The organism is Gordonia ajococcus (assembly GCF_012974285.1).
In the GTDB taxonomy this organism is placed as follows: domain Bacteria; phylum Actinomycetota; class Actinomycetes; order Mycobacteriales; family Mycobacteriaceae; genus Gordonia; species Gordonia amicalis.
Genome location: NZ_CP052884.1, coordinates 4,243,001 through 4,267,038, shown reverse-complemented (window position 1 = coordinate 4,267,038; position 24,038 = coordinate 4,243,001). Strand labels below are relative to the sequence as shown.

The 24,038-nt window shown below is 66.7% G+C and carries 26 protein-coding genes and 1 pseudogene; 15 read left to right on the top strand and 12 right to left on the bottom strand.

What is annotated here, in order from left to right; all coding sequences use genetic code 11:
• Position 1: 1 nt before the first annotated feature.
• The gene (gene echA20 / locus GAA2_RS19270) at positions 2-787 is read right to left on the bottom strand and encodes a (7aS)-7a-methyl-1,5-dioxo-2,3,5,6,7,7a-hexahydro-1H-indene-carboxyl-CoA hydrolase (protein WP_159405225.1); all 786 of its coding nucleotides are present in this window, start codon (positions 785-787) and stop codon (positions 2-4) included.
• Between the two features lie 90 nt (positions 788-877).
• Here echA20 and GAA2_RS19265 point away from each other — a divergent pair, with 90 nt between their 5' ends.
• The 6 genes from GAA2_RS19265 (at position 878) to GAA2_RS19240 (ending at position 5,553) form a co-directional block, all read left to right on the top strand.
• Positions 878-1,666, top strand: a complete 789-nt coding sequence (locus GAA2_RS19265; protein WP_006437737.1) for an SDR family oxidoreductase — start codon at positions 878-880, stop codon at positions 1,664-1,666.
• A gap of 44 nt (positions 1,667-1,710) precedes the next feature.
• Positions 1,711-2,607 (top strand): SDR family oxidoreductase, encoded by an 897-nt coding sequence (locus GAA2_RS19260; protein WP_006437736.1) that lies wholly within the window; start codon positions 1,711-1,713, stop codon positions 2,605-2,607.
• Positions 2,604-2,996, top strand: a complete 393-nt coding sequence (locus GAA2_RS19255; protein WP_006437735.1) for a hypothetical protein — start codon at positions 2,604-2,606, stop codon at positions 2,994-2,996. Before GAA2_RS19260 ends, GAA2_RS19255 begins: the two co-directional genes overlap by 4 nt.
• A 204-nt stretch (positions 2,997-3,200) precedes the next feature.
• The gene (locus GAA2_RS19250) at positions 3,201-3,611 is read left to right on the top strand and encodes a hypothetical protein (RefSeq protein WP_159405224.1); all 411 of its coding nucleotides are present in this window, start codon (positions 3,201-3,203) and stop codon (positions 3,609-3,611) included.
• A gap of 1 nt (position 3,612) precedes the next feature.
• Complete coding sequence (locus tag GAA2_RS19245) at positions 3,613-4,962, top strand: hypothetical protein (protein ID WP_159405223.1); 1,350 nt, start codon at positions 3,613-3,615, stop codon at positions 4,960-4,962.
• A gap of 216 nt (positions 4,963-5,178) precedes the next feature.
• Positions 5,179-5,553 (top strand): hypothetical protein, encoded by a 375-nt coding sequence (locus GAA2_RS19240; protein ID WP_159405222.1) that lies wholly within the window; start codon positions 5,179-5,181, stop codon positions 5,551-5,553.
• Between the two features lie 108 nt (positions 5,554-5,661).
• On the opposite strand, the gene GAA2_RS19235 is transcribed toward GAA2_RS19240, so the two are convergent.
• Positions 5,662-6,318 carry a GNAT family N-acetyltransferase gene (locus tag GAA2_RS19235; RefSeq protein WP_006437015.1) on the bottom strand — a complete coding sequence of 219 codons (657 nt, stop codon included), beginning with the start codon at positions 6,316-6,318 and terminating at the stop codon, positions 5,662-5,664.
• Between the two features lie 156 nt (positions 6,319-6,474).
• On the opposite strand from GAA2_RS19235, the gene fadD8 reads away from it, so the two are divergent.
• Entirely contained in the window at positions 6,475-8,121 is a 1,647-nt protein-coding gene (fadD8, locus tag GAA2_RS19230; RefSeq protein ID WP_159405221.1) for a fatty-acid--CoA ligase FadD8, read from the top strand.
• 117 nt (positions 8,122-8,238) lie between these two features.
• Here the strand turns inward: fadD8 and GAA2_RS19225 are convergent.
• Positions 8,239-9,180: pseudogene (locus GAA2_RS19225) on the bottom strand (helix-turn-helix transcriptional regulator).
• A gap of 88 nt (positions 9,181-9,268) precedes the next feature.
• Here GAA2_RS19225 and GAA2_RS19220 point away from each other — a divergent pair.
• Positions 9,269-9,874 (top strand): TIGR03086 family metal-binding protein, encoded by a 606-nt coding sequence (locus tag GAA2_RS19220; protein WP_159405220.1) that lies wholly within the window; start codon positions 9,269-9,271, stop codon positions 9,872-9,874.
• A 15-nt stretch (positions 9,875-9,889) separates the two neighbouring features.
• Here the strand turns inward: GAA2_RS19220 and GAA2_RS19215 are convergent, their stop codons facing one another.
• A complete protein-coding gene (locus GAA2_RS19215; protein ID WP_006437011.1) occupies positions 9,890-11,134 on the bottom strand; it encodes a cytochrome P450 in 1,245 nt (414 codons plus the stop codon).
• A gap of 133 nt (positions 11,135-11,267) precedes the next feature.
• Between GAA2_RS19215 and GAA2_RS19210 the strand changes: the two genes are divergently transcribed.
• Entirely contained in the window at positions 11,268-11,888 is a 621-nt protein-coding gene (locus tag GAA2_RS19210; RefSeq protein WP_006437010.1) for a TetR/AcrR family transcriptional regulator, read from the top strand.
• Between the two features lie 175 nt (positions 11,889-12,063).
• On the opposite strand, the gene GAA2_RS19205 is transcribed toward GAA2_RS19210, so the two are convergent.
• Together GAA2_RS19205 and GAA2_RS19200 are read right to left on the bottom strand one after the other, a co-directional pair.
• Positions 12,064-12,561 carry a nitroreductase family deazaflavin-dependent oxidoreductase gene (locus GAA2_RS19205; protein WP_191834515.1) on the bottom strand — a complete coding sequence of 166 codons (498 nt, stop codon included), beginning with the start codon at positions 12,559-12,561 and terminating at the stop codon, positions 12,064-12,066.
• A gap of 4 nt (positions 12,562-12,565) precedes the next feature.
• Positions 12,566-13,729: a steroid 3-ketoacyl-CoA thiolase gene (locus GAA2_RS19200; RefSeq protein ID WP_159405218.1), complete on the bottom strand. Its 1,164-nt coding sequence runs from the start codon at positions 13,727-13,729 to the stop codon at positions 12,566-12,568.
• Positions 13,730-14,073: 344 nt separating this feature from the next.
• Between GAA2_RS19200 and GAA2_RS19195 the strand changes: the two genes are divergently transcribed.
• From GAA2_RS19195 to GAA2_RS23280, 4 genes are all read left to right on the top strand, one after another.
• Positions 14,074-15,393, top strand: coding sequence for a cytochrome P450 (locus GAA2_RS19195; protein ID WP_159405217.1), 1,320 nt, complete (start codon positions 14,074-14,076; stop codon positions 15,391-15,393).
• Positions 15,390-15,839 (top strand): nuclear transport factor 2 family protein, encoded by a 450-nt coding sequence (locus GAA2_RS19190; protein ID WP_006437006.1) that lies wholly within the window; start codon positions 15,390-15,392, stop codon positions 15,837-15,839. Before GAA2_RS19195 ends, GAA2_RS19190 begins: the two co-directional genes overlap by 4 nt.
• Before the next feature lie 105 nt (positions 15,840-15,944).
• Complete coding sequence (locus GAA2_RS19185; protein ID WP_236577653.1) at positions 15,945-16,388, top strand: RNA polymerase sigma factor; 444 nt, start codon at positions 15,945-15,947, stop codon at positions 16,386-16,388.
• Positions 16,328-16,489: a sigma factor-like helix-turn-helix DNA-binding protein gene (locus GAA2_RS23280; RefSeq protein WP_236577658.1), complete on the top strand. Its 162-nt coding sequence runs from the start codon at positions 16,328-16,330 to the stop codon at positions 16,487-16,489. The genes GAA2_RS19185 and GAA2_RS23280 overlap by 61 nt, the downstream gene beginning before the upstream one ends.
• Here GAA2_RS23280 and GAA2_RS19180 read toward each other — a convergent pair.
• The gene (locus GAA2_RS19180) at positions 16,447-16,983 is read right to left on the bottom strand and encodes a hypothetical protein (RefSeq protein ID WP_159405216.1); all 537 of its coding nucleotides are present in this window, start codon (positions 16,981-16,983) and stop codon (positions 16,447-16,449) included. The genes GAA2_RS23280 and GAA2_RS19180 overlap by 43 nt on opposite strands.
• A 124-nt stretch (positions 16,984-17,107) precedes the next feature.
• On the opposite strand from GAA2_RS19180, the gene GAA2_RS19175 reads away from it, so the two are divergent.
• On the top strand, positions 17,108-17,656 hold the full coding sequence (locus GAA2_RS19175) for a carboxymuconolactone decarboxylase family protein (RefSeq protein ID WP_006437003.1): 549 nt from the start codon (positions 17,108-17,110) through the stop codon (positions 17,654-17,656).
• Positions 17,657-17,699: 43 nt separating this feature from the next.
• Here GAA2_RS19175 and GAA2_RS19170 read toward each other — a convergent pair whose 3' ends face one another.
• From GAA2_RS19170 to GAA2_RS19160, 3 genes are read right to left on the bottom strand one after another with little or no spacing between them, the layout of a single operon-like run.
• Positions 17,700-18,878, bottom strand: a complete 1,179-nt coding sequence (locus GAA2_RS19170) for a thiolase domain-containing protein (RefSeq protein ID WP_006437002.1) — start codon at positions 18,876-18,878, stop codon at positions 17,700-17,702.
• On the bottom strand, positions 18,878-19,927 hold the full coding sequence (locus GAA2_RS19165) for a thiolase domain-containing protein (protein WP_040004814.1): 1,050 nt from the start codon (positions 19,925-19,927) through the stop codon (positions 18,878-18,880). The genes GAA2_RS19170 and GAA2_RS19165 overlap by 1 nt, the downstream gene beginning before the upstream one ends.
• Before the next feature lie 16 nt (positions 19,928-19,943).
• Positions 19,944-20,987, bottom strand: coding sequence for a Zn-ribbon domain-containing OB-fold protein (locus GAA2_RS19160; RefSeq protein ID WP_006437000.1), 1,044 nt, complete (start codon positions 20,985-20,987; stop codon positions 19,944-19,946).
• A gap of 91 nt (positions 20,988-21,078) precedes the next feature.
• Here GAA2_RS19160 and GAA2_RS19155 point away from each other — a divergent pair, with 91 nt between their 5' ends.
• On the top strand, positions 21,079-22,116 hold the full coding sequence (locus GAA2_RS19155) for an LLM class F420-dependent oxidoreductase (protein WP_006436999.1): 1,038 nt from the start codon (positions 21,079-21,081) through the stop codon (positions 22,114-22,116).
• A 27-nt stretch (positions 22,117-22,143) separates the two neighbouring features.
• On the opposite strand, the gene GAA2_RS19150 is transcribed toward GAA2_RS19155, so the two are convergent.
• Together GAA2_RS19150 and GAA2_RS19145 are read right to left on the bottom strand one after the other, a co-directional pair.
• On the bottom strand, positions 22,144-23,139 hold the full coding sequence (locus tag GAA2_RS19150) for a TIGR03617 family F420-dependent LLM class oxidoreductase (protein ID WP_159405215.1): 996 nt from the start codon (positions 23,137-23,139) through the stop codon (positions 22,144-22,146).
• A gap of 16 nt (positions 23,140-23,155) precedes the next feature.
• Positions 23,156-23,977 carry a crotonase/enoyl-CoA hydratase family protein gene (locus GAA2_RS19145; protein ID WP_024499325.1) on the bottom strand — a complete coding sequence of 274 codons (822 nt, stop codon included), beginning with the start codon at positions 23,975-23,977 and terminating at the stop codon, positions 23,156-23,158.
• Positions 23,978-24,038 lie beyond the last annotated feature (61 nt).

The following is a 24,038-nucleotide window of genomic DNA, read 5'->3' as shown; positions in this document are numbered from 1 at the left end:
CTCAGGCGTGTCCTCCGTTGTGAGAAGCGTTCGAGGCGAGCGGTTTACCGGTCGAGACGAAGGCGTCGCGGTGCTCGTCGGCGACGCCGGCCAGGTTCAGCTCGAAGGTGTAGCCCTGTTCCAGGCGGTAACTGGCCTTCACGTCCACCGGATCGATGTTGTTGATGGCCTCTTTGGCCGCGCGGATCACCCGGGTGTCCTTGGCCGCGATGGCCTCGGCGACCTCGAGTGCGGCGTCGAGCAGGTCCTCGCGGGGGACGACCCGGTACACCGAACCGAAGTGCTCGAGTTGCTGGGCGGTGACGTTCTTCGCGGTGAAGTAGAGGGTGCGCATCATGTGCTGCGGCACCAGGCGCGCGAGATGTGTTGCCGCACCGAGGGCGCCGCGGTCGACCTCGGGAAGCCCGAAGACCGCGTCGTCGGAGGCGACGATGACATCGGCGTTGCCGACCAGACCGATTCCGCCGCCCACGCAGAAGCCGTTGACCGCGACGACCACCGGCACCGCGCAGTCGTAGACCGCGCCGAAGGCGGCCGCGCATCCCCGGTTGGCGCCGATCAGGGCGTCGAAGCCCTCGGTGGCCTGCATCTCCTTGATGTCGACGCCGGCGTTGAAGCCTCGTCCTTCGGCGCGTAACACCACGACGTGTGTGGCCGGATCGTTGCCGGCCGCCGTGATGGCGTCGGCGAGTTCGAACCACGCTGCCGATGGCAGCGCGTTGACCGGCGGGTAGTCGACCGTGATGGTCACGATGCCGGACTCGGTACGTCTCGTGGTGATCGGCACGCGTGCTCCTCTCGTGGCTGCGTTGGCAACCTCGTGGGCTGCGCAAGCATGAACCAAGCAAGTGCTTGGTTGTTTGGTAGGGTAGCACCCATGCAGACGCAGTCACAGGCCGAGCTGGGCCTGGTCGGGAAGGTTGTCCTGGTCACCGGTGGTGCACGCGGAGTCGGTGCGGGTATCACGCGGGTGTTGTCGACCCTCGGTGCCCGGCCGGTCATCTGCGGCCGGAGTGCGGACAGTCTCGCCGACGACCTTCGCGAGATCGACTTCGTCTCGTGCGACGTCCGCGACGCCGCGGCCGTCGAGGCGATGATCGACGACATCGTCGACCGCGCCGGACGCATCGACGGGGTGGTCAACAACGCCGGTGGGTCGCCCTTCGCGCTGGCCGCCGACGCATCGGTCCGGTTCGCGAGCAAGATCGTCGACCTCAACCTCCTGGCCCCGCTGGCGGTGGCGAAGGCGGCGAACGCGGTCATGCAGACGCAGCCGGACGGTGGGGCGATCGTCAACGTGTCGAGCGTGAGCGGACACCGGCCGTCGCCCGGGACGTCGGCGTATGGAGCCGCCAAGGCGGGCCTCGACAACCTGATGACTTCGCTCGCCGTCGAATGGGCCCCGAAGGTGAGGGTCAACTCGGTCGTCGCCGGACCCGTGGAGACCGAGCAGTCGCATCTCCACTACGGGGACGACGCCGGAGTCGCTGCCGTGGGCGCCACCATCCCGCTGGGCCGGATGGCAACCCCCGTCGACGTCGGCAACGCCGTTGCCTTCCTGCTGTCACCGCTGGCGGGATACATCAGCGGCTCGACGCTCACCGTGCACGGCGGGGGCGAGAAGCCGGCCTTCCTCGACGCCGCGACCGCCGGCAACGCCGTCTGACCCACCGCACAAGCACAGTCTTCGCAGTTCAGAAAGGAAACACCTTGAGTAGCAAGTTGAATGAGGGCCGCGTCGTCATCGTGACCGGTGCCGGACAGGGCATCGGACGAGCCCACGCGCTCGCGTTCGCCGCCGACGGGGCGAAGGTCGTGGTCAACGACTATGCGGAGGATCTCGCTGCCGGGGTCGTGGACGAGATCGTCGCGGCCGGCGGCGAAGCCGTCGTCTCGGTGGGCGACGTGGCCGACTGGAAGAGTGGCGAGGCCATGGTCGCCACCGCCCTCGACGCCTTCGACCGGCTCGACGTGCTCGTCAACAACGCGGGATTCGTCCGCGACCGCATGCTGGTGTCGCTGTCGGAGGACGAGTGGGATGCCGTCATTCGCGTGCACCTCAAGGGTCACTTCGTCGGCTTGCGTCATGCCGCGGCCCACTGGCGGGCCGAGGCCAAGGCGGGTCGTACGCCGCAGGCGCGGATCATCAACACGAGTTCCGGTGCCGGACTGTACGGTTCGATCGGCCAGGGCAACTATGTCGCGGCCAAGGCGGGTATCGCGGCGCTCACCGTCCAGGCGGCCGCCGAACTGGGCGGCTACGGCGTCACGGTCAACGCGATCGCGCCCGCGGCCCGGACCCAGATGACGATGGGTGCCGGTGACGAGATGGCCGCGCAGATGGCCGCCCCCGCGGACGGATCGTTCGACGCGATGGATCCGGCGAACATCTCACCGCTCGTGGTGTGGCTCGGCTCGCCCGAGTCGGCGTCGGTGAGCGGTCGGGTCTTCGAGGTCGAGGGCGGCAAGATCTCGGTGACCGACGGCTGGCAGCGAAGCGTCGAGCGGGACAAGGGGTCTCGCTGGGAGGTTGCCGAACTCGGTCCGGTGGTGGAGGAGATCCTGGCGAAGGCGCCGGTCCCCATGCCGGTCTACGGCGCGCGGTGACCTCGGCGGACAGAGACCAGCAGCGGGTCGCGGCGGCCCGCGCATATGTCGACGCCCTGGTCAGCCACGACCCGTCGGCGGTGTCGCTGCATCCCGACTGCACCCGCGTGGAATTCGGTCTGCGGACCGGCCGCAACGGCCCCCACATCGCACGAAGCCTCGCGCGGGGTCCGCAGTTCCGGTTGATCCACCGCGTCTCGGACTTCACCGCGACGGTCGACGGTCACAGCGTCACCACGCGGTATGTGGTGCATGTCCGACCCCGGACCCTGCGACTCGGTGCTCCGGTGTCGGAGACCTTCGTCGTCGACGAGGAGAACCGGATTCGCGCGATTGTCGCGCGGTTCGGGCTGCCGCGTCCTTACTTGGCCCCGCACGCCCAGCAGTGATCGACGCGTCTACTACTTTCGGGACGGGTCGTCGAGTGCGATGCGTTGCCTGTTGGGTAGTGGGTGCGAGGACCTGTGGATGCCGACGAGACGGCTCGCCGATATGTTCCTAGCATCGGTTGAGCAGGTACTTCGCCGGGCGACTGCGCGCAGATTGTGGCAGGCGCAGTACTGTGTTCTGCGTAGCCATCTCGGGGGAGAAACATGTCGGATCTGGTCGTAAAGCCTGAATCGTTGATTTCGGCCGCTCAGGCGATCGAGCAGAGTGCATCTCGGATCGGCGAGCTGACGCTCGGTCCAGGCGGGGAAGACGGCTACGCCACAGAGTCCTTCAGTTCTCTCGTGAATGCGTTCCGCGGTGCGACGCACGATATGTCGCGTATCGCGTCGAAAACGGACAAGCAGATCGCGACCGCGTTGTCGAACACCTCAGACGCCGTCTCCTCATTCGCCGCGTTGGTGATGAACTGCCGGAACATCACCGTTGAGGCTGACGATGACAGTGCCAAGCGGATCGAGGACTCCATCGGATATCCGACACGCGTCGGGGCGCTCACCGATCATCTTGTCCCGGCTCCCATCCTTGAGGACGTCACAGCGAAGGCATCTCGCTGAGATGACGCCTAGCTACGACGAGATCGCGTCGTGGAAGCCGGAGGCACTGACCCCGATCGCGAATGGGTTGTTTGCACTCAAGGCGAACCTCGACCTTGAAGCCCCGAAAGCCGGGAACCCGGTCCGGAATCTGATGCGCGGCGAGTGGACCGGAGACGCACGTGGACCTGCCGACGACCGTGCCGTGTCCATCACGTGCTGGCTTCAGAGCATGGCCGATGAGTACGGCGATCTGGCGCAGACCTTGAATACCGGCGCAGGCGACATCGCCAGCGCCAGGACCGGACTGAGAAACGCTACCGATGCCGCCGCGGACCTCGGGTATGTCCTCGACACGGCGAGCCGTGACTACATGCTGAATTTTGTTCCGGAGAAGGCGCCCGACGGCGCGGAGTTCGACGCCACCACGGCTGCCGAGATCCAGGGACGATTGAAGGGCTTGGGAGATGCCGCAGACCAGGCTGTCACCTCTGCCGGTAGCGCGATCAGCGCTGCGGTCGGCGAGCTCTACGCCATGGCCCCGGAATCTCTCGTTGTCAACAGCGGTTTGGTTGCCAATCAGATCGAGGCTTTCCGCAAAGTCTATGGACGGGAGCCCGACACCCTCAATGACTGGCGAATGGCAGCAGCGTTGGACCTCCACAGTTATAACCCCAAGAACCAAGGGGTCCCGCCGGTCATCAGCGTCATCAAGATTGACCCCGTACCCGGACAGGGTGTTGTCGCCACTGGTCTGTTCATCCCCAACGGCAAGGTACTCGGGGGAGCATCGCGGCACTATGGAGACGGCCGCGAATTTGACCCGAACTTCGCCCCCGAGAACACCCGGGTCTCGTACTTCATCGACTACGAGAACGGCATAGTGATTGCGCGGCAGAATCCGTCGGCCGATACGGTGGGGCAAGTCAGGACCGGCACGCCCAAGATGTCTGCTGCTCAGCTGCCAGACGGCACTGTGTTGATCAACTACGACGCCGCGGATCCACTTGCTCCTGGGCCGGCTGGTGACGCGGGGTGGAGGGTGCGCGGACAGACGATCGTGACCCCTGGCGTTGACGGTGCCCGGGTCTCGGGGGTTGCGACCGACTTCCCGTCGATGGAGACCTACCAGTACCTACCTGACGGCAAGACCAGGATCTTGCATCAAGACGACTCCGGCGACCACATCGGGTTAGGGCCGCTCGTGCATCTCCCGTTCCGCCATGAGTACGGGGACTATCAATGGGACTTGCAAGGATTTCCGAGAGAGAACAACCCCGAGCAAGTGTATGGTCCTCATCCGCCCGGCATCGAGGGGATAACGGACTTCGGATCGGCAGACAGTCCGCCTACCGTCAAAGGAGCCGCATGAGCACGCCCGATATCGACTCACGCAACGCAGCACGATGACCAGCGAGCAGGCTGCGACAGTCGAGCCCGGCGACAGTACCAGTCAACGGAGTTACGCGACGAGGACGTGCGTGGCTCTCCTGCTCATGATTTTGTGTTTCTTTGCCTCGTATTTTGCTGAGCGCTTGCCCATTTACCAGGGCGCCAAGGCGATTCCGGTCGCAATCATCGTGGGAGCATGCGTTCTGGCGATATTCAGAAACACGCGCGGCTGGGCGTCCGTGGTTGCTACAGCCGCGGTTTCCGCGGGGCTCGCCCGACTGATTTTCGAAAGCGCGACGTGAACCCGATTACGAGCGAAGTCCAGGACAATCGGTTCTTCGGGCCAATGACACCGTTCGCTGCAATCGGCACATTGGCGCTGGCCCCGTTGACCTGGATCGTGGTGTTGGCGGCCAGCTTCGTGCTGTACCTTCTGGTGGCCGTTGTCGGTGGGTTCTTGATGTTCAACGGTGGTAAGCGTCGTCAGATAGGCGCCGGCATCGTTTTCGGGTCGATGGCGTATGTGCTCGTGTTGGTCGTACTTGCCGTCAGGCTCGCGCTCGGCGCGTGAGCGTTCATGTGCAGCGCCACAGGCCTTCGCGCTCGACCCGCAGCGTAATCCACCGAGAATGATGGACCCACCAACAGCCTGGCAGTGGGTCCAGCGAGAAATGCTGGATTATGCGCCGGGCGCCCGCACGACCATCGGCACTCCGGGGAAATACGCGGCCATCTCCGAGCGCGACTTGCGCAGGGCAGCGGTGCCGTAGCCGGACTTGCGGTACTGCGGGTGGATCCAGATCCGCAGGTCCACCTCGCCGTCCTTCAGTTCGCCGAAGACGAAGCCCACCTTGGATTCTCCCTCGACGGCGACGAGCCACACGGCCTCTTCGGCGTCGACGCGGTCGGCGGCGGCGCTGATCTCGGCGGCGACGTCACCGGCCGGTGCCCCGGAACCGTCGCCGGCGGTGCCGAGTTCGTCGGTGCGGGCCGCGAACAGTTCGGCATCGGCCTCGGCGTCGAACGGGCGCAGGTCGAGGGTGTCCCCGCTGCTGGCCGGACGCTCGGCGAGTGTGAAGGTGAGGGCGTTGTTGAGGTCGTCGAGCTCGGCTTGGTTCTTGCGGCGCTCGTCCTTGGTCAGCTGGTCGAGTTTCATGTCCAGGATCGCCTTGGCGCCCAGCTGCGACTTGCCGAGCAGCTCGACGATCGCCGTGACGGCTTCATCGTGATTCTCCGCGTCGACGATGGCGTCGAGAACCTCGTGGCGGCGTTCCAGCGCGGTCAGCAAGGCGTCGGCGATGTCGCGGCGAGTGGTGGCCAGGTCGAGATCAGTCATACTTCGATCGTAGGGCAACCCGCTCGATCCGTGGCGGGAGTCGCGGATGGGTGAGCGTTCCCCGGAGACCGCAACCTGGAACGTGTTCTATAGGCGATAACCGCGATTTTGGTGGACCTTCTTTCCTGAAGCTGTAACACGTCCTAGTCTTGTGGCATGACGAACGAGGGTACGACGACCGCACCGACCGACTTCGATCACCTTCGCGGGGGCACGCACATGGGCGACCTGATGGTCGCCGCGCTGCGGCGCCATGCCGATCGCACGGTGTTGTCCCTGGGGGACACCGAGATGACCGGCGGCGAGATGGCCGCCGCGATCAGCCGCTACATCCAGGCGTTCGAGGGGCTGGGCGCGGGCACGGGCACCGCGGTCGGCCTGCTGGCACTGAACCGGCCCGAGGTGCTCTTCGTCATCGGGGCCGGCCAGACGCAGGGGTGGCGACGGACCGCGCTGCACCCGCTCGGCTCGCTCGACGACCACGCCTACGTCCTGTCCGACGCCGGTGTCTCGACCCTCATCATCGACCCCGTGCCGATGTTCGTCGAGCGTGCGGCGGCGCTGCTGGAACGTATCCCCGGACTGAAGCAGGTGCTGACCCTCGGCCCGGTGCCCGAGCAGTTGTCGGCCCAGGCTCGTGACGTCATCGCCGAGGCGGACAATTTCGAACCGAAACCGCTTGTGGCCGAACATCTGTCGCCCGAACACGTCGTCTCGATCACCTACACCGGCGGCACCACCGGAAAACCCAAGGGCGTCATCGGAACCGCGCGCGCGATGGCGACGATGACGCAGATCCAGCTCGCCGAATGGGAGTGGCCGGAGCATCCCCGGTTCCTGCTCTGTACGCCGCTGTCGCATGCGGGTGCGGCATTCTTCATCCCCACCCTCATGAAGGGCGGGTCGATGGTGGTGCTGTCGAAGTTCGATCCGGCCGAGGTCCTCAAGACCATCGAGGAGCAGAAGATCACCGCGACGATGCTCGTGCCGTCCATGCTGTACGCGCTGATGGACCATCCGGATTCGCGGACGCGTGACCTGTCGTCGCTGGAAACGGTGTATTACGGTGCGTCGCCGATCAATCCGGTCCGGCTCGCGGAGGCGATCGAACGGTTCGGCCCGATCTTCGCCCAGTACTACGGCCAGTCCGAGGCGCCGATGGTGATCAGCTACCTCGCCAAGGGGGATCATCCGGGGCCGGGGGAGGACCAGCGTCGCCTGAGCAGTTGCGGCCGGCCGTCGGCCTTCCTGCGCACCGCACTCCTCGGCCCCGACGACAAGCCCGTCCCGCAGGGTGAGCCGGGCGAGATCTGCGTTGCCGGACCACTTCTCGCCGGCGGATACCTCGGACTCCCGGAGCAGACCGCCGAGACCTTCCGCGACGGATGGCTGCGTACCGGCGATGTCGCACGTGAAGACGAGGACGGATTCTGGTTCATCGTCGACCGCACCAAGGACATGATCGTCACCGGTGGCTTCAACGTGTTCCCGCGCGAGGTCGAGGACGTGGTGGCAGAGCATCCTGCGGTGGGCCAGGTCGGCGTGATCGGTGTGCCCGACGAGAAGTGGGGCGAGGCGGTCACCGCGATCGTCGTGCTTCGTCCCGACGCGGACGCCGACGACGCAGCCAAGGAGCGCATCACCGCCGAGATCCAGCAGGCCGTCAAGGATCGCAAGGGTGCCGTGCAGTCACCGAAGCGGGTGATCTTCGCCGATGCACTGCCGTTGACCGCGCTGGGCAAGCCGGACAAGAAGGCACTGCGGGCGCAGTACTGGGCCGACGCGGAGCGCGGGGTCGGCTAGGCGTCCCGCGCCTGGAAACCGCCCCTGGAAACCTCCCCTGGAAACCGCGCTGAGCAGGCGGAACGCCGACATACTGTCGTCGAGCCGCCTGTGGAGGGCGGATTTCGGGGGCGCATTTCAGGGGCGGGCGAGGACCGCTCGCGCCCGGTCGGCCAAGGACTCCCGGACCCACTGCGGTTCGAGGACCGCGATGTCGAGGTCGAACATCGCCGCCCACAACGCGCCGGCGGCATGCCGGCGGTCGGCGAACCGGAGTTCGACCCGTCGACGATCTGCGGCGTCACCCCTCGTCTCCGAGGAGAGCACGATCGCGCGGACCCGATCGACATCGTCGGGGGTGCACTCGACCACGACGTCGACCGCATCGAACGAGGAACGAAACGCGGTACGACGCCGCTCCCAGATCTCTTCCAGATCCACGTCTGCGTCGCGCACCGCCGGTTCGTCCAGGACCTCCACCTCGCTCATCCGCGACAATCGGTACATCCGTTCCTAGGTCCCGTCACCCGCACCGTGTGCGACGAGGTACCAGGTGTCGCCCGCGATGATCAGCCCGATCGGATCGAGAATCCGCTCCCGTGCCTCGCCCACCCCACGCGGGCGGTACCGGGTGCGGATTCGCCTGCCCGCGAAGACCGCGAACTGCACCGGATCGAGAGCGTCGAGTTCCTTCGGCGTCCGCACGAATCCCTCGGGGCGGACCAGAACCCGCTGGGCGGCCCGTACCGCGGTACCTCTGTACGCCTCGGGCAGTGCCGCGGTGACCTTGCGCATCGCGCTGGCGAAGGCGGGCGAGTCGAGCCGTCCCGTTCCGGCGAGCAGCGAGGTCGCCTCTTCGACCGTCAGGCCGGTGAGGTCGGTGCGATAGCCGGGGACGAGCGAGAACCCGCCGTGCCGGCCGCGCTCCGCGTAGACGGGCACCCCGGACAGCGACAGCGCCTCGATGTCGCGCAGCACGGTCCGCTCCGACACCCCGAGTTCGACGGCGATCGTCGACGCGGTCACCCGATCGTGCTTCTTGAGCAGCATCAGGACCGCGATGAGGCGTTCGGCGCGCATGCCGACGATCATCTCGCACAAACATGACAGAAGATGTCAGGTTTCGCGGTTTGACTGGACTCGTCAGCCACCGACGAAAGGAAAGACCATGAACGCACAGACCACACCGCCGGATCCCCGCCCGGTCTTCGCGGCCGCCACCACCTGGGTCACCGAGCTGCTCTCCGCGGTGACAGCCGACCAGTTCGCCGCCCCGACGCCGTGCGACGACTTCGACGTCCGCACTCTCGGGGCCCATCTGCTTGCGACGGCGCAGCGCGCGGCCGCCCTGCCCGCGGGAGTCGACGTGCGGTCGATGCCGTTCATCGCCGACCGTTTCGACGCGCAGGAGTATGCGGCGGTCGTGGCTCGTGCCCTCGAACTCTGGTCCGACGACGCAACGCTCACCGCGCCGGTGCAGGTCCCGTGGGGTGAGGTTCCCGGCGCCGGTGCGTTGTGGGGTTATGTCAACGAAAGTCTGGTGCACGGTTGGGATCTCGCGGTGGCGACCGGGCAGCCGTCCGAAGCCGTCCCGAAAGCCGCCGCCGCGACGCTCGCGATCGCGCGTCAGTTCATCCCCGCCGAGATCCGCGAGGACCCGAACGTTCCCTTCGGCGTCGTTGTCGAGCCGCGGGCCGGCGCCGGGCCGACCGAGACGCTGGCCAACTGGTCCGGACGGCGTTCCGCGGCATGGATTCCGGCCGCGACTCGGTGAACCGGTCCGGCCACCTCAGTTCCGGTAGGAGACGTCGAACTGTTTGACCCCGTTCAGCCAGCCCGATCGCACACGACGCAGTTCGCCGAGCCGGGCGATGTCGGGCAGGGTGTCGGCGATCGCGTTGAAGATCAGGTTGAGTTCGAGTCGGGCGAGGTTGGCGCCGATGCAGAAGTGGGCGCCGTTGCCGCCGAAGGACAGGTGCGGGTTGGGATCTCGCGTGATGTCGAAGGTGAACGGGTCGTCGAAGACCTCTTCATCGAAGTTCGCGGAGCTGTAGAACAACCCGACACGCTGGCCGGCGGCGACGTCGACGTCGCCGATTCGGGTGTCGGTCAGGGCGGTTCGCTGGAATCCATGGACCGGGGTGGACCATCGCAGGATCTCCTCGATGGCCGTCGCCGGACGTTCCCGCCGGTAGAGCTCCCACATCTCCGGATGGTCCAGGAAGGCGTTCATCCCGTGCGACGTCGCGTTGCGGGTTGTCTCGTTGCCGGCGGTGATGAGCAGGACGACGAAGAAACCGAACTCGATCTCGGTCATTCTCTCGCCGTCGATGTCGGCCTCGATGAGGGCGGTGATGAGGTCGTCGGTCGGGTTCTTGCGGCGTTCCTCCGCCATCGCATATGCGTAGGCGAGTACCTCGGCGTTCGCGGTCGCCGGGTCGATGGTCTCGTCGGGGTCGTCGTTGTTGATCATCGCGTCGACGAGCACGTGGAGCCGCTCGCGATCGGCCTGCGGGACGCCGATGAGGTCGAGGATCGACTGCAGGGGTAGATGCACCGCGATGTCGTCGACGAAATTGCCGCTGCCCTTGGCGGCCGCGGCCTCGACGATCTCGTGAGCCGAGGCCGCCAGTTGGTCCTTGAGCAGTGCTACCGCCCGCGGAGTGAACATGCGCGACACGATCTTTCGCAGTCGAGTGTGCTCCGGCGGGTCGTGGTTGATGAGCAACGCCTTCGTGAGTTCGATCTGGTCGGGCGTCACGTAGTCGGGCAGGCGCAGGATCGCGCCCTTGGCGTTGGTGGACCACAGCTGGTTGTTCTTCGAGATCTCGCGGATGTGCGCGTGCTTGGAGATCACCCAGAAACCGCCGTCGGTGAACCCCGATGTACCTACCGGCTGCGCATTCCACCAGACGGGGGCGGTGCGGCGGAGCTCGGCGAACTCCTTGACCGGCATGCCGTGCTGCTGGAGTAGATCGGGGTCGGTGAAGTCGAAACCGTCGCGGAACGGATTGACCTTCGTCGGTGTCGTCATCTCGAACCTCCGGGTGGACGAGCACGCATGTACGTGATGTGTGCTACATCACCACACCATACATCATTGGGTCATGCGTATGGTCAGCTCGAGACGCGGGCGAACGGACTGGTGACGGTAGGCTCATGACCTGATGCGCACACATGGTTGGAGCGGTCGGGTACCCGTCAACGACGCCGAGGCGGTCGCGCGCATCCTGGCGGCGACCCGCACGACCATCGACCGGCGTGGCACGGCCACCAGCATCGCCGACGTCGCACGTGAACTCGGGGTCACCCGGCAGACGGTGTACCGCTATTTCTCCGGCACCGAGGAATTGTTGTCGGCGACCGCCCTCGACGCCGTCGAAGGACTGCTCGAACGGGTGATGACACGACTGGCCGGTATCGCCGAACCCGACGCGGCCCTCGTCGAGGGCATCGCCGCCGTACTCGAGGAGCTCGCCGAAGACGACTACGTCGGCCTACTCCTGCGGGCCGACAAGCTGAGCGTGCCGGTGGTCGGCGGATTCACCTCCGCCGACGCCCGACGATTCGCCCGCACGATGGTCGACCGACTCGAGGTCGGCTGGGCCGAGAACGGCTACGACGCCCACGCCCTCGACCTCATCGCCGAGATCGTCCTGCGCACACTGCAATCCATGGTCCTCGACACCGAGTCGCACCGGACCGGTGCCGAACTCCGGGCTTTTCTCGACGCCTGGACCGGTGCCGCGGTTCGGGAGCTCGCGCGACAGGGCCCGGTCGTTCCCTGAGGTGCGAGCCGGCGCTTGTACTTGCTCCCTAAGGTGCGAGCGCAGCGAGCCACGAAGGGCTGGCGACGTCGACTCACCAGGCCTTCGTGGCTCGTCGCTTGCGCTCCTCACACCTCAGGCAGCACTGCTGGTGTGTCGCGTTCTCTCCGATCAGGCACCAGAGGTGTCGCGCTCCTCAGGCGGCAGCGGCCGGCTTGCAGATCACCACCGGGATCTCCCGGTCGGTCCAGGCGGCGTAGGTGTCGTAATCCGCGTAGACCTTGATCAGATCCGGCCACAATCCGGCGCGCTCGGCGTCGGTGGCGGTATGTGCGACGAGGTCGTACTTCTCCTTGCCGAGCTGGATCGTGACCTGAGGGTTGTCGCGCAGATTGAGGTACCACGCAGGGTGTTTCGCCGAGCCGCCCTGCGAAGCGACTACGACGAACGCGTCCCCGCGACGCAGGTAGATCAGCGGCGCGGTACGCGGCTGACCGGATTTGCGGCCGATGGTGGTGAGCAGGCACACCGGCGCTGGCTTCTTGAGCCCCGCACCGATGCGCCAGGTCTCGCCGAATCGTCCGCCCGTCAGCTTGTACACCGCGGTGTGTGCCCGTGAGCCGAGCTTGATGATGGTGCTGACGATCGGCGAATCGAGCTGGTCCGGTTTCTTGTCCGGGTCGAAGACGGCCACGCGGTCAGATGCGCTCGAGGATGGTGCCGGTGGCCATCGCGCCGCCGGCGCACATGGTGACCAGGGCGGTCTGTCCGTCGCGTCGCTCGAGTTCGTGCAGGGCCGTGGTGATCAGGCGAGAACCGGTGCTGCCCACGGGGTGGCCGAGAGCGATGGCGCCGCCGTTGACGTTGACGCGATCCATGTCGGCGTTGTGGACCTGGGCCCAGCTGAGCACCACCGATGCGAAGGCCTCGTTGATCTCGACGATGTCGATGTCGGACAACGACATTCCCGACTTCGCCAGGACACGTTCAGTCGCCTGGACCGGGCCGTCGAGGTGGAAGTGCGGTTCCGAGCCGACGAGCGCCTGAGCCTTGATGCGGGCGCGCGGCGTCAGGCCGAGGGCACGGGCCTTCGCCTCGTCCATGATCAGCACGGCCGCGGCGCCGTCGGAGATCTGCGACGACGTGCCCGCCGTGTGGATGCCGCCGTCGATGACCGGCTTGAGTGCGGCGAGGGATTCGAGAGTGGTCTCCCGCAGGCCCTGGTCGCGGCTGACATCGATGATGTTGCCCGTCAGCTCGCCGTCCTTGGTCCGCTCGGGCGCCTTGAACGTGAGCACCTCACGGTCGAAGCGTCCTTCGTCCCAGGCCTGGCGGGCGAGGCGCTGGCTTCGTTCGCCGAGTGCGTCGACGTCGGCACGGGTGATGCCGCGTCGCTTGGCGATCCGCTCGGCTGCCTCGAACTGATTCGGCAGGTCCACATTCCATGAGTCCGCGTGGTAAGGGCCGGCATTGGTGCCGACATTCGCGCCGAGCGGCACGGCGGTCATGGTCTCCACGCCGCAGGCGATGCCGACCTCGATGGCGTCCGACGCGATGAGCCCGGCGATGAGGTGATTGGCCTGCTGGGCGGATCCGCACTGGGCGTCGATCGTGGTGGCGCCGGTGTGCTCGGGGAGTCCGGCCGACAGCCAGGCCTTGCGGGTGACGTTGCCCGCCTGCGAGCCTGCCTGCGTGACGCAGCCGCCGATGGCCTGCTCGACGAGGGCCGGGTCGATTCCGGCCTTCTCGATGAGACTGCGCTGCATGATGCCCAGCAACTCCTCTGCGTGGAGGCCCGACAACCACCCGGCGCGCTTGCCGATCGGCGTGCGTGCTGCTTCCACGATGACCGGAACGCCCATCTTCACTCCTTCGTTCACCCGGCGGACCTCGTCCGTCGTCTGCGGGTCGACGGCACTTCGACGGAGGTGTCGAGGCCGTGCAATCAAGCTAGAACATGTTCTATGTTTGCGTCCATGGGCAGCGTCGGAAGGCCGGTCTGGGCGGTGTCGTAGCACGTTCCGCCGGACTTCCGATGCGTACCGGGATACATGGGATCTTATGTCCCCGACGGCCGAACTCCGCAGGTGGGGCGGGTGCGCGATCCGAAAACTAGAACAAGTTCTCATCCGGGGGTGTCGCGTGTGTCACAATGTGGTCTAATGAGATTGAAACAGGTTCTAAATCTCCAGCGAGGTGGTGTGACGTGACCCAGGCCCAGAGTGCCCCGATCGGCAGTGAGCCGACCACGGCGGATTCTGCGCGCACGAGCCCTTCCGACGTAGTCGTGAAGTGTGCGTTCATGGAGCAGGAGGGTTGGGACTTCACCAACCCCGACCTGCTCGAGCAGGGAATCCCGGTGGAGGAGTTCGCGCAGCTCCGTAAGACCGCGCCGGTCTGGTGGAACGCCCAGGCGCCCGGCAAGGGTGGAGGTTTCCACGACGGCGGTTACTGGGTGATCTCGAAGCACGCCCACATCCGCGAGATCTCCAAGAACAACGATGACTGGGAGACCAACGCCAACGGCGTCATCATGCGTTTCGACGACGAGATGACCGCCGAGCAGATCGAGATCACCAAGGCCCTGCTGATCAACCACGATCCGCCGGAGCACACCCGTCTGCGCAAGTTGGTCTCCAAGCTGTTCACTCCCCGTGCGGTGCACTTCCTCGAGGAGAAGCTCGACGACGCCGCCCGCGAGATCGTCACGCGCGCTCTGGAGAAGGGCAGTGGCGACTTCGTCAAGGACGTCGCCGTGGACCTGCCGCTGCTCGCCATCGCCGATCTCCTGGGTGTTCCGGAGCAGGATCGCGAGAAGCTGTTCGACTGGTCGAACTCGATGATGAACGCCGACGACCCGGATTACACCACCGATCCCCAGCAGGCCAACGCCGAAATCCTCGGCTACGGCTACACGATGGCGGAGGAGAAGCGCCGCAACCCGGGCGAGGACATCGTCACCAAGCTCGTGAACGCCGACATCGACGGGCAGTCGCTCGACGAGACGGAGTTCGGCTTCTTCTTCATCCTGTTGACCGTGGCCGGCAACGAGACCACGCGTAACGCCATCAGCCACGGCATGAACGCCTTCCTGGACAACCCCGACCAGTGGGAACTGTTCAAGAAGGAGCGCCCCGCGACGGCCGTCGACGAGATCGTCCGCTGGGCGACCCCGGTCAACTGCTTCCAGCGGACCGCGAAGCGCGACACGCAGATCGGTGGCATCGACATCAAGAAGGGCGAGCGCGTCGGCATGTTCTACGGCTCGGCCAACTACGACGAGGACGTGTTCGACGATCCGTTCTCGTTCAACATCCTTCGCGACCCGAACCCGCACGTCGGCTTCGGTGGCAACGGTGCGCACTTCTGCGTCGGCGCCAACCTGGCGCGCATGGAGATCAACCTGATGTTCAACGCGCTCGCCGATCTCGTCCCGGACATCACCAAGGTCGCCGCGCCGCGTCGTCTGCGTCACGGCTGGATCAACGGCGTCAAGGAACTCCGCGTCGACTACGGGACGAAGTGACCGCGACAGACCCGAAGCCGGCCTACCTGGACATCGACCGCGAGAACCATCCCGCGGTCGTGGCGGGTCGTCGTTCACGAGAGTTCGTGGAGTCCCGCGACAAGCAGGCGTGGATCGACAACTTCGCGCCGGACGCGATCGTCCAGGATCCGGTGGGTCCCTCGATGTTCGATCCGGAGGGTGTCGGATTCCGGGGGTACGAGCGCATCTCGGAGTTCTGGGACAAGTCGATCGCGACCACCGAGAGCATCGAGTTCCGCTTCGACGAGGAGATCATCTGCGGGAACGAGGTCGCCTACATCGGCAGCATCGTCACGCACATCGCAGGTCATGTCTCCGAGGCGCGTGGTGTGTTCACCTACCATGCCGACTCCGAGGGCCGCCTCTCCGCACTGCGGGCCTACTGGGAGGTCGAGAAGACGATCAACTCGGTGCGCAAGGCCTGAACGAGCACACGAACCGCCGCGGGCGGGACCGGTGATGACCTCACCCGTCCCGCCCGCGGTCTTCTTGTCGGATCGGTCGTTACAGTGGTTGCCTCGTGGCCGAAGATGGGTCGAGAGAACCATCGACACGAAGGGTGGAAGGACTCGGAGTCCGGCGCGATCGATCAATTCGACGCGGTGTACCGCGAGCACGTTGCGGGGGTGTGGCGCTACGTGCGTACCCGTGTGCCCGGAACCGCCGATGCCGACGACGTCACCGCTGAGGTGTTCGCCAAGGCGATCCGCTCCTGGGACCGTTTCGACGGCCGGCGCGGCTCGGTGGGCAGGTGGCTGATCGGGATCGCCCGGCATGTCGTCGCGGACTGGTGGGCGCGTACCGCGCGAGAGGTGCCCGTGGCCGAGGTGAGTGCCGATGCCGACCGGTCCGAGGGCATGATCCGGAGACGGCGATGCTCCGCGCGGCGGACGTCGACGATGTCCGGAGTCGCCTGTGGGTTCTCACCGCGCGGGAACGCGAAGCGGTCACGCTGCGGTTCACCACCGAGCTGACCTCGGAGGAGATCGGTGCTGCGATGGGTCTCTCGGCGACCGCGGCTCGCATGCTGGTCTACCGCGGCGTGGCCAAACTGAGGGAGGTGATGCCGCGGTGACGTCGAACGATCCATCCGATTCCGAGCCGCCGTTCGATCCCGAGGAGGTCGCGGCGGCCGAGCGCCTCGACGACGACATCGCCGCCGTTCTCGCCGGCTCCGCCCGACCGGGTGCGGTGGAGCCGGATCTCGTGTTGCTGGCCAATGCCTTCCGGCGTGCGCCGACCACGTCGACCTACGCGGCCGTGGAACGGCAGGTCGCCGCGGCGCGGGCGAGTTCCGCCGGCCGGTGGCGGTGGTCGCTCGCACAGGGGGCCGCGGCTGTGCTCGGGCTTCTCCTTGTCCTGCATGGTGTTGGCAACATGGTTGCCGGAGAATGGCTCTCGACCTCGCTCGGTGAGCCGTACAACCAGCACGCGATGGTCGACGGTGGCCTCGCGTTCATGGCGGTCGGTGCGGCGATCGTGGTGGCGTCGACGCGTCGCCGATGGCTGCCGGTCGCATTTCTCGTGGGGGTGCCGCTGGGTCTGGTGCTGGGCGGCCGCGGGGTGCATGAGATCGGGGTCTTCGCCTGGGGGCCGTGGCGCACGGTGCGGTGGCGCTGGCGGCGATTGTACTGCTGGTCACATACTTGGCTGCACGGCGTTACAGCCGGCGACGCGGACGGGAAGGGTAGATATGAGAGCACTACACCGGATCCGAAACTACCTCAGCGCCATGAGCGGAGCCCGGCGCAACCGCACCGAACTCGTCGGGAAGATAGCGCGGCGACCACTCATCGCCGGGGCGACGATGGGGATGGAGAGCGCGATGCTGCTGTCCAACAGTGTCGACCCGAAACTCAAAGAGCTCGCCGAACTCAAGGCCGCGGGGATGGTCAGCTGCGAATTCTGTCTCGACATCGGCTCGGCGCTGGCATCGGGTGCCGGGATCACCGAGCAGCAACTCCGTGATCTGCCCGACTACCAGGACTCCGATGCCTACAGCGAGGTCGACAAGCTCGTGATCGCCTTCGCCGAGGCGATGACCCGCACCCCCGCGGTCGCCGACGATCTCGCCGAGGTGCGTCGACGCCTGGCCGGTCACTTCTCGCCGACGCAGATCGTCGAACTCGCGATGACCGTCGCCTGGGAGAATCAGCGGGCTCGCCTCAACCAGTCCCTGGGGGTCCGTCCGACCGGAATGGCGGACGGGATGGCCTGCGCTGTGCCCGAGCGGATTTCGTAGCATCCATGCGCTGATGGTGCGCATGAATGCTACGAAACGCCGGTCAGTGGAGGGGCTTGTCGGCTCCGACGAGCCACATCGAGAAGTACTGTGAGCCACCGCCGTAGGCGTGGCCCAGGGCCTTGCGGGCACCGTCGACCTGGTGGTCGCCGGCCTTGCCCATGACCTGGATCGCGGCCTCCGCGAAGCGGATCATGCCCGACGCGCCGATCGGGTTCGACGACAGCACGCCACCGGAGGCGTTGAGCGGGATGCGCCCACCGATCTCGGTGTCGCCGGATTCGGTCAGCTTCCAGCCCTCGCCCTCGGCGGCGAAGCCGAGGTTCTCCAGCCACATCGGTTCGAACCACGAGAACGGCACGTAGATCTCGGCGACGTCGACCTCGTCGAGCGGATTGCTGACGCCCGCCGACTTCCACAGGGCGGCAGCGGCATCCCGGCCGGCCTGCGGACTGACCACGTTGCGGTGTGCGAACGACAGCGGCTCGGTCCGCATGGCGGTGGCGTGAATCCACGCGACCGGGTTGCCACCGGCGACCGCGTCGTCGGCGACCTGCTCGTCACCGATCACGACCGCACACGCGCCGTCCGACGACGGGCATGTCTCGTCGTAGCGGATGGGATCCCAGAGCATCTGTGAGCTCATGACCTTCTCCACGCTCTGATCCGGCTGATGCAGGTGCGCCAGCGGATTGAGTGCGCCGTTGCGACGATCCTTCGCCGCGACCATCGCGCCGATGTGCTCCGGTGCGCCCGACTGGCGGATGTACGCGCGCACGTGCGGCGCGAAGAAGCCGCCGGCGCCGGCGCCGACGGGCTTCGTGAACGGCACCGGGATGGACAGCGCCCACATGGCGTTGGACTCGGACTGCTTCTCCCAGGCGACGGCGAGGACGCGCTTGTGGACGCCTGCGAAGACCAGGGATGCGGCGACGTTCGCCGTCGAGCCACCGACCGATCCGGCGGTGTGCACCCGGATCAGACGCTTGCCGACGGCACCGATGGCCTCGGCCATGGCGAGCTCGGGCATCATCGACCCCTCGAAGAGGTCGGGGGCCTTGCCGATGACGATGGCGTCGATCTCGTCGAGGGAGACCCTGGAGTCGATCAGCGCCGCGTCGATCGCCTCGCGGACCATACCGGCCATCGTGACGTCGGAGCGCTTGGCGACGTAGCGGGTCTGGCCGGTACCGAGGACTGCCGCACGGTTCTTGTGTCCCATCAGTTCCCGCCTCCCGCGTTGTTCTGGTCGCTCAGGGTGACCACCATGTTCTGCTGCAGCAGAGGGCCGCTCGTCGCGTGGGCGACGGCGGTGCCGGCGTTGCCGGTGAGGATCTCGTGGGCCGCATAGCCGATGCGCTGTAGGCCTACCGAGAACAGCGAGTTGCCGGCCAGCGCACCGCCGGACGGGTTGATCCGCACCGAATCAGGTAGATCGAGAGCATTACGCACGATGATCTCCTGATGCGAGTACGGCGCGTGTATCTCGGCCACGTCCACCGCTCGGCTGCGGTCACCGAACGCGGTGTCGCCGGCGAGCTTCGTCGACGGCGAGACGGTGAGATCCCGGGCCCCGAAGTTGGGCGTGTCGATGCGGTGATCCCAACCGGTGACGAACGCCGGATTGGCCACCAGTTCACGGGCTTTGCGCTCGCTGGCGATGACGACCGCGGCGGCTGCGTCGGTGTAGGGCGCGATGTCATGGCGGCGCAGGGGATTCGCGACGTAGTCGCTCGCCAGGAGGTCGTCGACCGAACCGCCGGAGGTGCGGGCCCCGATGGCGGCCATGTCGGCCTCGGTCCAGGTCCCGGCGTCGATCCCGGCGCGTGCCTGCAGCGCGGCCAGCGAACGGGCATCGGGATGCAGCGGCGCGACCGTGTAGGGGTCGGTCTGCAGGGCGAGGGTCTGGTCGGTGTTGCCTGCGGAGGCCTTGCCGAAGCCGTAGGCGAGCGCCAGGTCGACCTCGCCGGTGGCGATCTTCACCCAGGCCTCATAGAGTGCCCAGGCGCCGTCCATCTCGACATGGGACTCGTTGATCGGCGGCATCGCGCCGATCGAGTCGATTGCGGAGATGAACGAGAAGGCGCGTCCGGCAAGATAATCCGACGAACCGCTGCACCAGAACTCGATGTCGGTGCGGCCGATGCCCAGTTCGGCGTAGAGCTTGTCGAAGCAGGGGATGAGCATCTCGACACCGTTGGTGGTGCCATGTGTGCCCACGACGTTGGGGCTGTGGGCGAACCCGATGATCGCGATCGGCGGCAGTGTCATCACAGATGGTCCTTCATCACAGGTGGGCTCGGTAGGTGTCGTACTCGGCGTCGGGTTCGCCGGTGGGTGCGAAGTGGCTGATGTTGCCGATCGAGTGCTCCCACTCGTCCTCGGGCAGCCAGACGGCCTTGACGCGCATGCCCATTCGGACGTCGTCGGCCTCGCAGTCGAGGATCAGGTGCAGGAACGGGATGTCCGCACCGTCGAGGAGCACATATGCGGCCACATACGGAGGCTTGATCCGCTGGCCCTGGAACGGCACGTTCACGATGCAGAACGTCGTCACGATGCCGGTGTGTGGGAGTTCGACTCGTTCGACGGCGCGGGCGCCGTCCGCCGGGCTGACCGAACGGGGCGGGAAGTACACGCGCCCTTCGTCGACGCCCGAACCGATCCGGGTACCGATCAGCTTGCCCGCCTTGAGGCCTTCGAGGTAGGCGGACTCCTCCTCGGTGGCCGAATGCGTGATCTCGGTCGTGATGGGGGTCGGGATGACGACGAGGCCGGCCTCGGCACCCTTCGGTGCGTCGGCGGTGTTCTCCGGTGCGGTCTGTGGGCTCTCGCCCGGGGCGAAGTACGCGATGTCGTCGATGCGGCCGATCCGTGCGGCGCCGAACACCGCGTGCACACGCAGTCCGGTGGAGATCTCCGACGGCGACTCGACCGAAACCGCCTGCAGCAGTGCGGTGTCCGCGCCGTCGAGCCGGATCAGTGCCCACGCGAAGGGTTTGTCGAGCGGCTGTCCGGGCACCGGCTCGTCCTGCCAGGTCCAGCTGGTGACGGTGCCGACGGTCGAGACCTCCGCGAACTCCGTCGACTGTTTCCCGGTCACGGGATCGAATTCGGCCGGCGGCACGGAGACCTTGCCGTCGCTGCCCTTCGACCCGACGATGCGGCCGTCGCGCAGCGCGAGCGCGAACTGGCTCAGCACCGGACCCAGCGACCGTGTGTAGTCGAAGGAGTTGATCAGGGGAGCGGTCAGGATGGGGGACTTCGGCTCGGGCACCGTGGCAACAGGACTGGCGATGGGGTTGCCGGCGGCCGGAGACGTTACGCTCATGCTCACATCTCGAGTAGAACACGTTCTAGTATTGGACACAAGACGCATGTCAGGCCGTGAGAATCTCCGCGGCCGGCGAAAGGGAATGCGAGTGAAGCTCGGTCTGCAACTCGGATATTGGGGTGCCGATCCGATCCCGAACGCGCCAGAGCTGATCGCGGTCGCGGAGGAATGCGGATTCGACGCGGTGTTCACCGCGGAGTCCTGGGGATCGGACGCCTACACGCCGCTGGCGTGGTGGGGTGCGGCGACGTCGCGCCTCCGATTGGGCACCGCGGTGGCCCAGCTGTCGGCGCGGCCGCCGACCTCGCTGGCGATGCACGCGCTGACCCTCGATCACCTGTCGAACGGCCGGCACATCGTCGGCCTCGGTGTCTCCGGGCCGCAGGTGGTGGAGGGCTGGTATGGCGAACCCTTCGGAAAACCGTTGGCGCGCACCCGTGAATACGTCCAGGTGGTTCGTGACGTCCTCGCCCGCGCCGACAAGGTGACGAGTGCCGGACCGCACTATCCGCTGCCGTACCCGGCCGACGCGCCCGGCGCCACCGGACTCGGCAAGTCGCTCAAGCCGATCACGCATCCGCTGCGCGCCGACCTCCCGATCTGGCTGGGCGCCGAGGGGCCGAAGAACGTCGCGCAGACCGCCGAGATCGCCGACGGCTGGCTCGCCATCTTCTTCAGCCTCGGGCTCGCCGATCAGTACAACTCTTGGCTCGACGAGGGATTCACACGTCCCGGAGCACGCCGAAGTCGTGAGGACTTCGAGGTCGCGGCCACGGTGCAGGTCGTCATCACCGACGACGTGGCGTCGGCGATCGAGCGGTACCGGCCGTCGACCGCGCTGTACGTCGGCGGAATGGGCGCCAAGGAGAAGAACTTTCACGCCGAGCTCTACAAGCGCATGGGTTACGGCGACGCGGTCGACGAGATCGTCAGCCTGTTCCTGAGCGGCAAGAAGGCCGAGGCGATGGCCGCGGTCCCCGACGAGATGGTCCGCGAGACGATGCTCGTCGGGACCGCCGACGTGGTCCGGGCGCAGATCAAGGATTGGGAGGCCGCGGGTGTGACGATGCTGATGGTCACCGCGCGCGACACCGAGACCATCCGGCAGTTGGCGACGCTGGTGTAGTCGCCTCATCGCTCAGGCAGCAAGTGGTCAGAGGCTGTCGATGATCTCCGCGAGCGTCTCGTCGGCGAGCGGGAACGGTTGGTAGATCGCGACATCCGTGGCGATGTCGTGCGACCGTGCGCGGATCGTCGCGGCCACATCGCGTGGACTGCCGTGTGCGGCGATGAGTTCGAGGAGTTCGTCGTCGACGAGACCGGCCATCTCCGCCCAGCGCCCCTGCTTCGACAGCAGGTTCAGCTCGGTCTGGAGGTCCCCGTAGCCGTGCATCTCCAGCACCGGTCGATAGGCGGGCGTCGACCCGTAGAAGGACAGGAGACGGCGGGCCGCGTCGACCGAGGTGTCGAACTCCTCCGCGGTGCGACCGGTGGCGACGATGATCTCCGGGACCACCGCGAAGTCCGCGCGGGTACGTCCGGACGCGTCCAGGCCGGCGTCGACGCGCGGCAGGATCGATTCGCGGACGAATCGATCGGTGGTGAACGGCATGACGAGCAGGCCGTCGGCATGTTCGGCGACGGCGCGGGTGAGTCGGGGTCCCAGGGCGCCGACGTAGATCGGTGGCATGCCGTGTGGGTTGGGTCCCGGGTTGAACATCGGGGTCATGAGGCGGTGCCGATAGAACTCGCCGTCGAAGTCCAGCCGGGTGCCGTTCTGCCAGCAGTCGAAGATCGCCCGCAGTGCGGAGACGAACTCGACCATCCGGTCGACCGGCCGCTCGAACGGCACCCCGAACCGCTTCTCGATCTGCGGTCGGATCTGCGTGCCGAGTCCGAGGGTGAACCTGCCGCCGCTGAGCAGCTGGAGGTCGTTGGTCTGATGGGCGACCGTGATCGGATTTCGCGGGAACGCGATGGCGACGTTGGTCATCAGCGCGACGCCGTCGACGCCGGCCGCGCCGAACAGCGGGCTGAAGACGTCATGCGGGCCGTCGAAGGTGAAGATCCCGTCGATCCCGGCGTCTCGCAGTGCCCGGGCGCGTTCGGCCGCCTGCTGCGGACCGAAGAGTGCGGTGTGGATTCTCACCGGTGCTCGGTGGTCCTCACTCGCCGGTGAACTCCGGGGTGCGCTTCTCGGCGAATGCGCGGGGCCCGACCTTGGCGTCCTTCGACTTGAAGACCTTGATGCCGATCTCGGCGTCGATCGCGAAGGCGTCGAGTTCGTGGAGGCCCTCGGTCTCGCGGATGGTCTTGAGGATGCCCTGGACCGCGAGTGGTCCGTTGGCGGCGATCTTCTCGGCCAGCTCCAGAGCCTTGTCCAGTGCCTTGCCGTCGTCGACGACGTGCCCGATGAGGCCGTACTCGAGCGCCTCGCGCGCGGTGATGTGCCGGCCGGTCAGGAGGATGTCACAGGCGACGGTGTACGGGATCTGCCGGACCAGGCGCACGGCGCTGCCGCCCATCGGGTAGAGACCCCACCGTGCTTCGGACACGCCGAACTTCGCGCTCTCGCCGGCGATTCGGATGTCGGTGCCCTGCAGGATCTCGGTTCCGCCGGCGATGGCCGGGCCCTCGACCGCGGCGATGAGCGGCTTGGTCAGGCGACGGCCCTTGAGCAGGGCGGGCAACGACGCGGGGTTCCACGCGCCGGAGTCGACGGTGTCGCCAGGGGCCTGCTTGTTCATGCTCTTCAGGTCGGCGCCCGCGCAGAAGTAACCGCCCGCGCCGGTGAGGATCGCGACCCGGATGTCGGGATCGGAGTCGACCTGGTCCCACGCCTCGGTCATGATCCGCATCATCTCGGTCGAGAGTGCATTGCGCGCCTCCGGACGGTTCATCGTCACGATGAGGATGTGCCCGCGCTTCTCGACGAGGCACTCGGGAGCCTTGTCGGTGACGGACTCGGTGGGGGTGGCTGTGGTCATCGCTGTCTCCCGGTCATATTCCGCACTTGCCCAGAACGATAACACGTTCTAATTTTGAGGC

Coding starts and splice junctions, on each gene's coding strand:
- GAA2_RS19265 (WP_006437737.1), top strand. CDS start 878: ATGCAGACGCAGTCACAGGCCGAGCTGGGCCTGGTCGGGAAGGTTGTC.
- GAA2_RS19235 (WP_006437015.1), bottom strand. CDS start 6,318: ATGACTGATCTCGACCTGGCCACCACTCGCCGCGACATCGCCGACGCC.
- GAA2_RS19245 (WP_159405223.1), top strand. CDS start 3,613: ATGACGCCTAGCTACGACGAGATCGCGTCGTGGAAGCCGGAGGCACTG.
- GAA2_RS19200 (WP_159405218.1), bottom strand. CDS start 13,729: ATGGGCGTTCCGGTCATCGTGGAAGCAGCACGCACGCCGATCGGCAAG.
- GAA2_RS19160 (WP_006437000.1), bottom strand. CDS start 20,987: ATGAGCGTAACGTCTCCGGCCGCCGGCAACCCCATCGCCAGTCCTGTT.
- GAA2_RS19215 (WP_006437011.1), bottom strand. CDS start 11,134: ATGACGACACCGACGAAGGTCAATCCGTTCCGCGACGGTTTCGACTTC.
- GAA2_RS19250 (WP_159405224.1), top strand. CDS start 3,201: ATGTCGGATCTGGTCGTAAAGCCTGAATCGTTGATTTCGGCCGCTCAG.
- GAA2_RS19210 (WP_006437010.1), top strand. CDS start 11,268: ATGCGCACACATGGTTGGAGCGGTCGGGTACCCGTCAACGACGCCGAG.
- GAA2_RS19165 (WP_040004814.1), bottom strand. CDS start 19,927: ATGACACTGCCGCCGATCGCGATCATCGGGTTCGCCCACAGCCCCAAC.
- GAA2_RS19180 (WP_159405216.1), bottom strand. CDS start 16,983: ATGCACCCCGCGGCCGCCCAGCACCAGACCCAGCGGCACCCCCACGAG.
- GAA2_RS19145 (WP_024499325.1), bottom strand. CDS start 23,977: ATGACCACAGCCACCCCCACCGAGTCCGTCACCGACAAGGCTCCCGAG.
- GAA2_RS19170 (WP_006437002.1), bottom strand. CDS start 18,878: ATGGGACACAAGAACCGTGCGGCAGTCCTCGGTACCGGCCAGACCCGC.
- GAA2_RS19175 (WP_006437003.1), top strand. CDS start 17,108: ATGAGAGCACTACACCGGATCCGAAACTACCTCAGCGCCATGAGCGGA.
- GAA2_RS19240 (WP_159405222.1), top strand. CDS start 5,179: ATGCGTTCTGGCGATATTCAGAAACACGCGCGGCTGGGCGTCCGTGGT.
- fadD8 (WP_159405221.1), top strand. CDS start 6,475: ATGACGAACGAGGGTACGACGACCGCACCGACCGACTTCGATCACCTT.
- GAA2_RS19220 (WP_159405220.1), top strand. CDS start 9,269: ATGAACGCACAGACCACACCGCCGGATCCCCGCCCGGTCTTCGCGGCC.
- GAA2_RS19185 (WP_236577653.1), top strand. CDS start 15,945: ATGGGTCGAGAGAACCATCGACACGAAGGGTGGAAGGACTCGGAGTCC.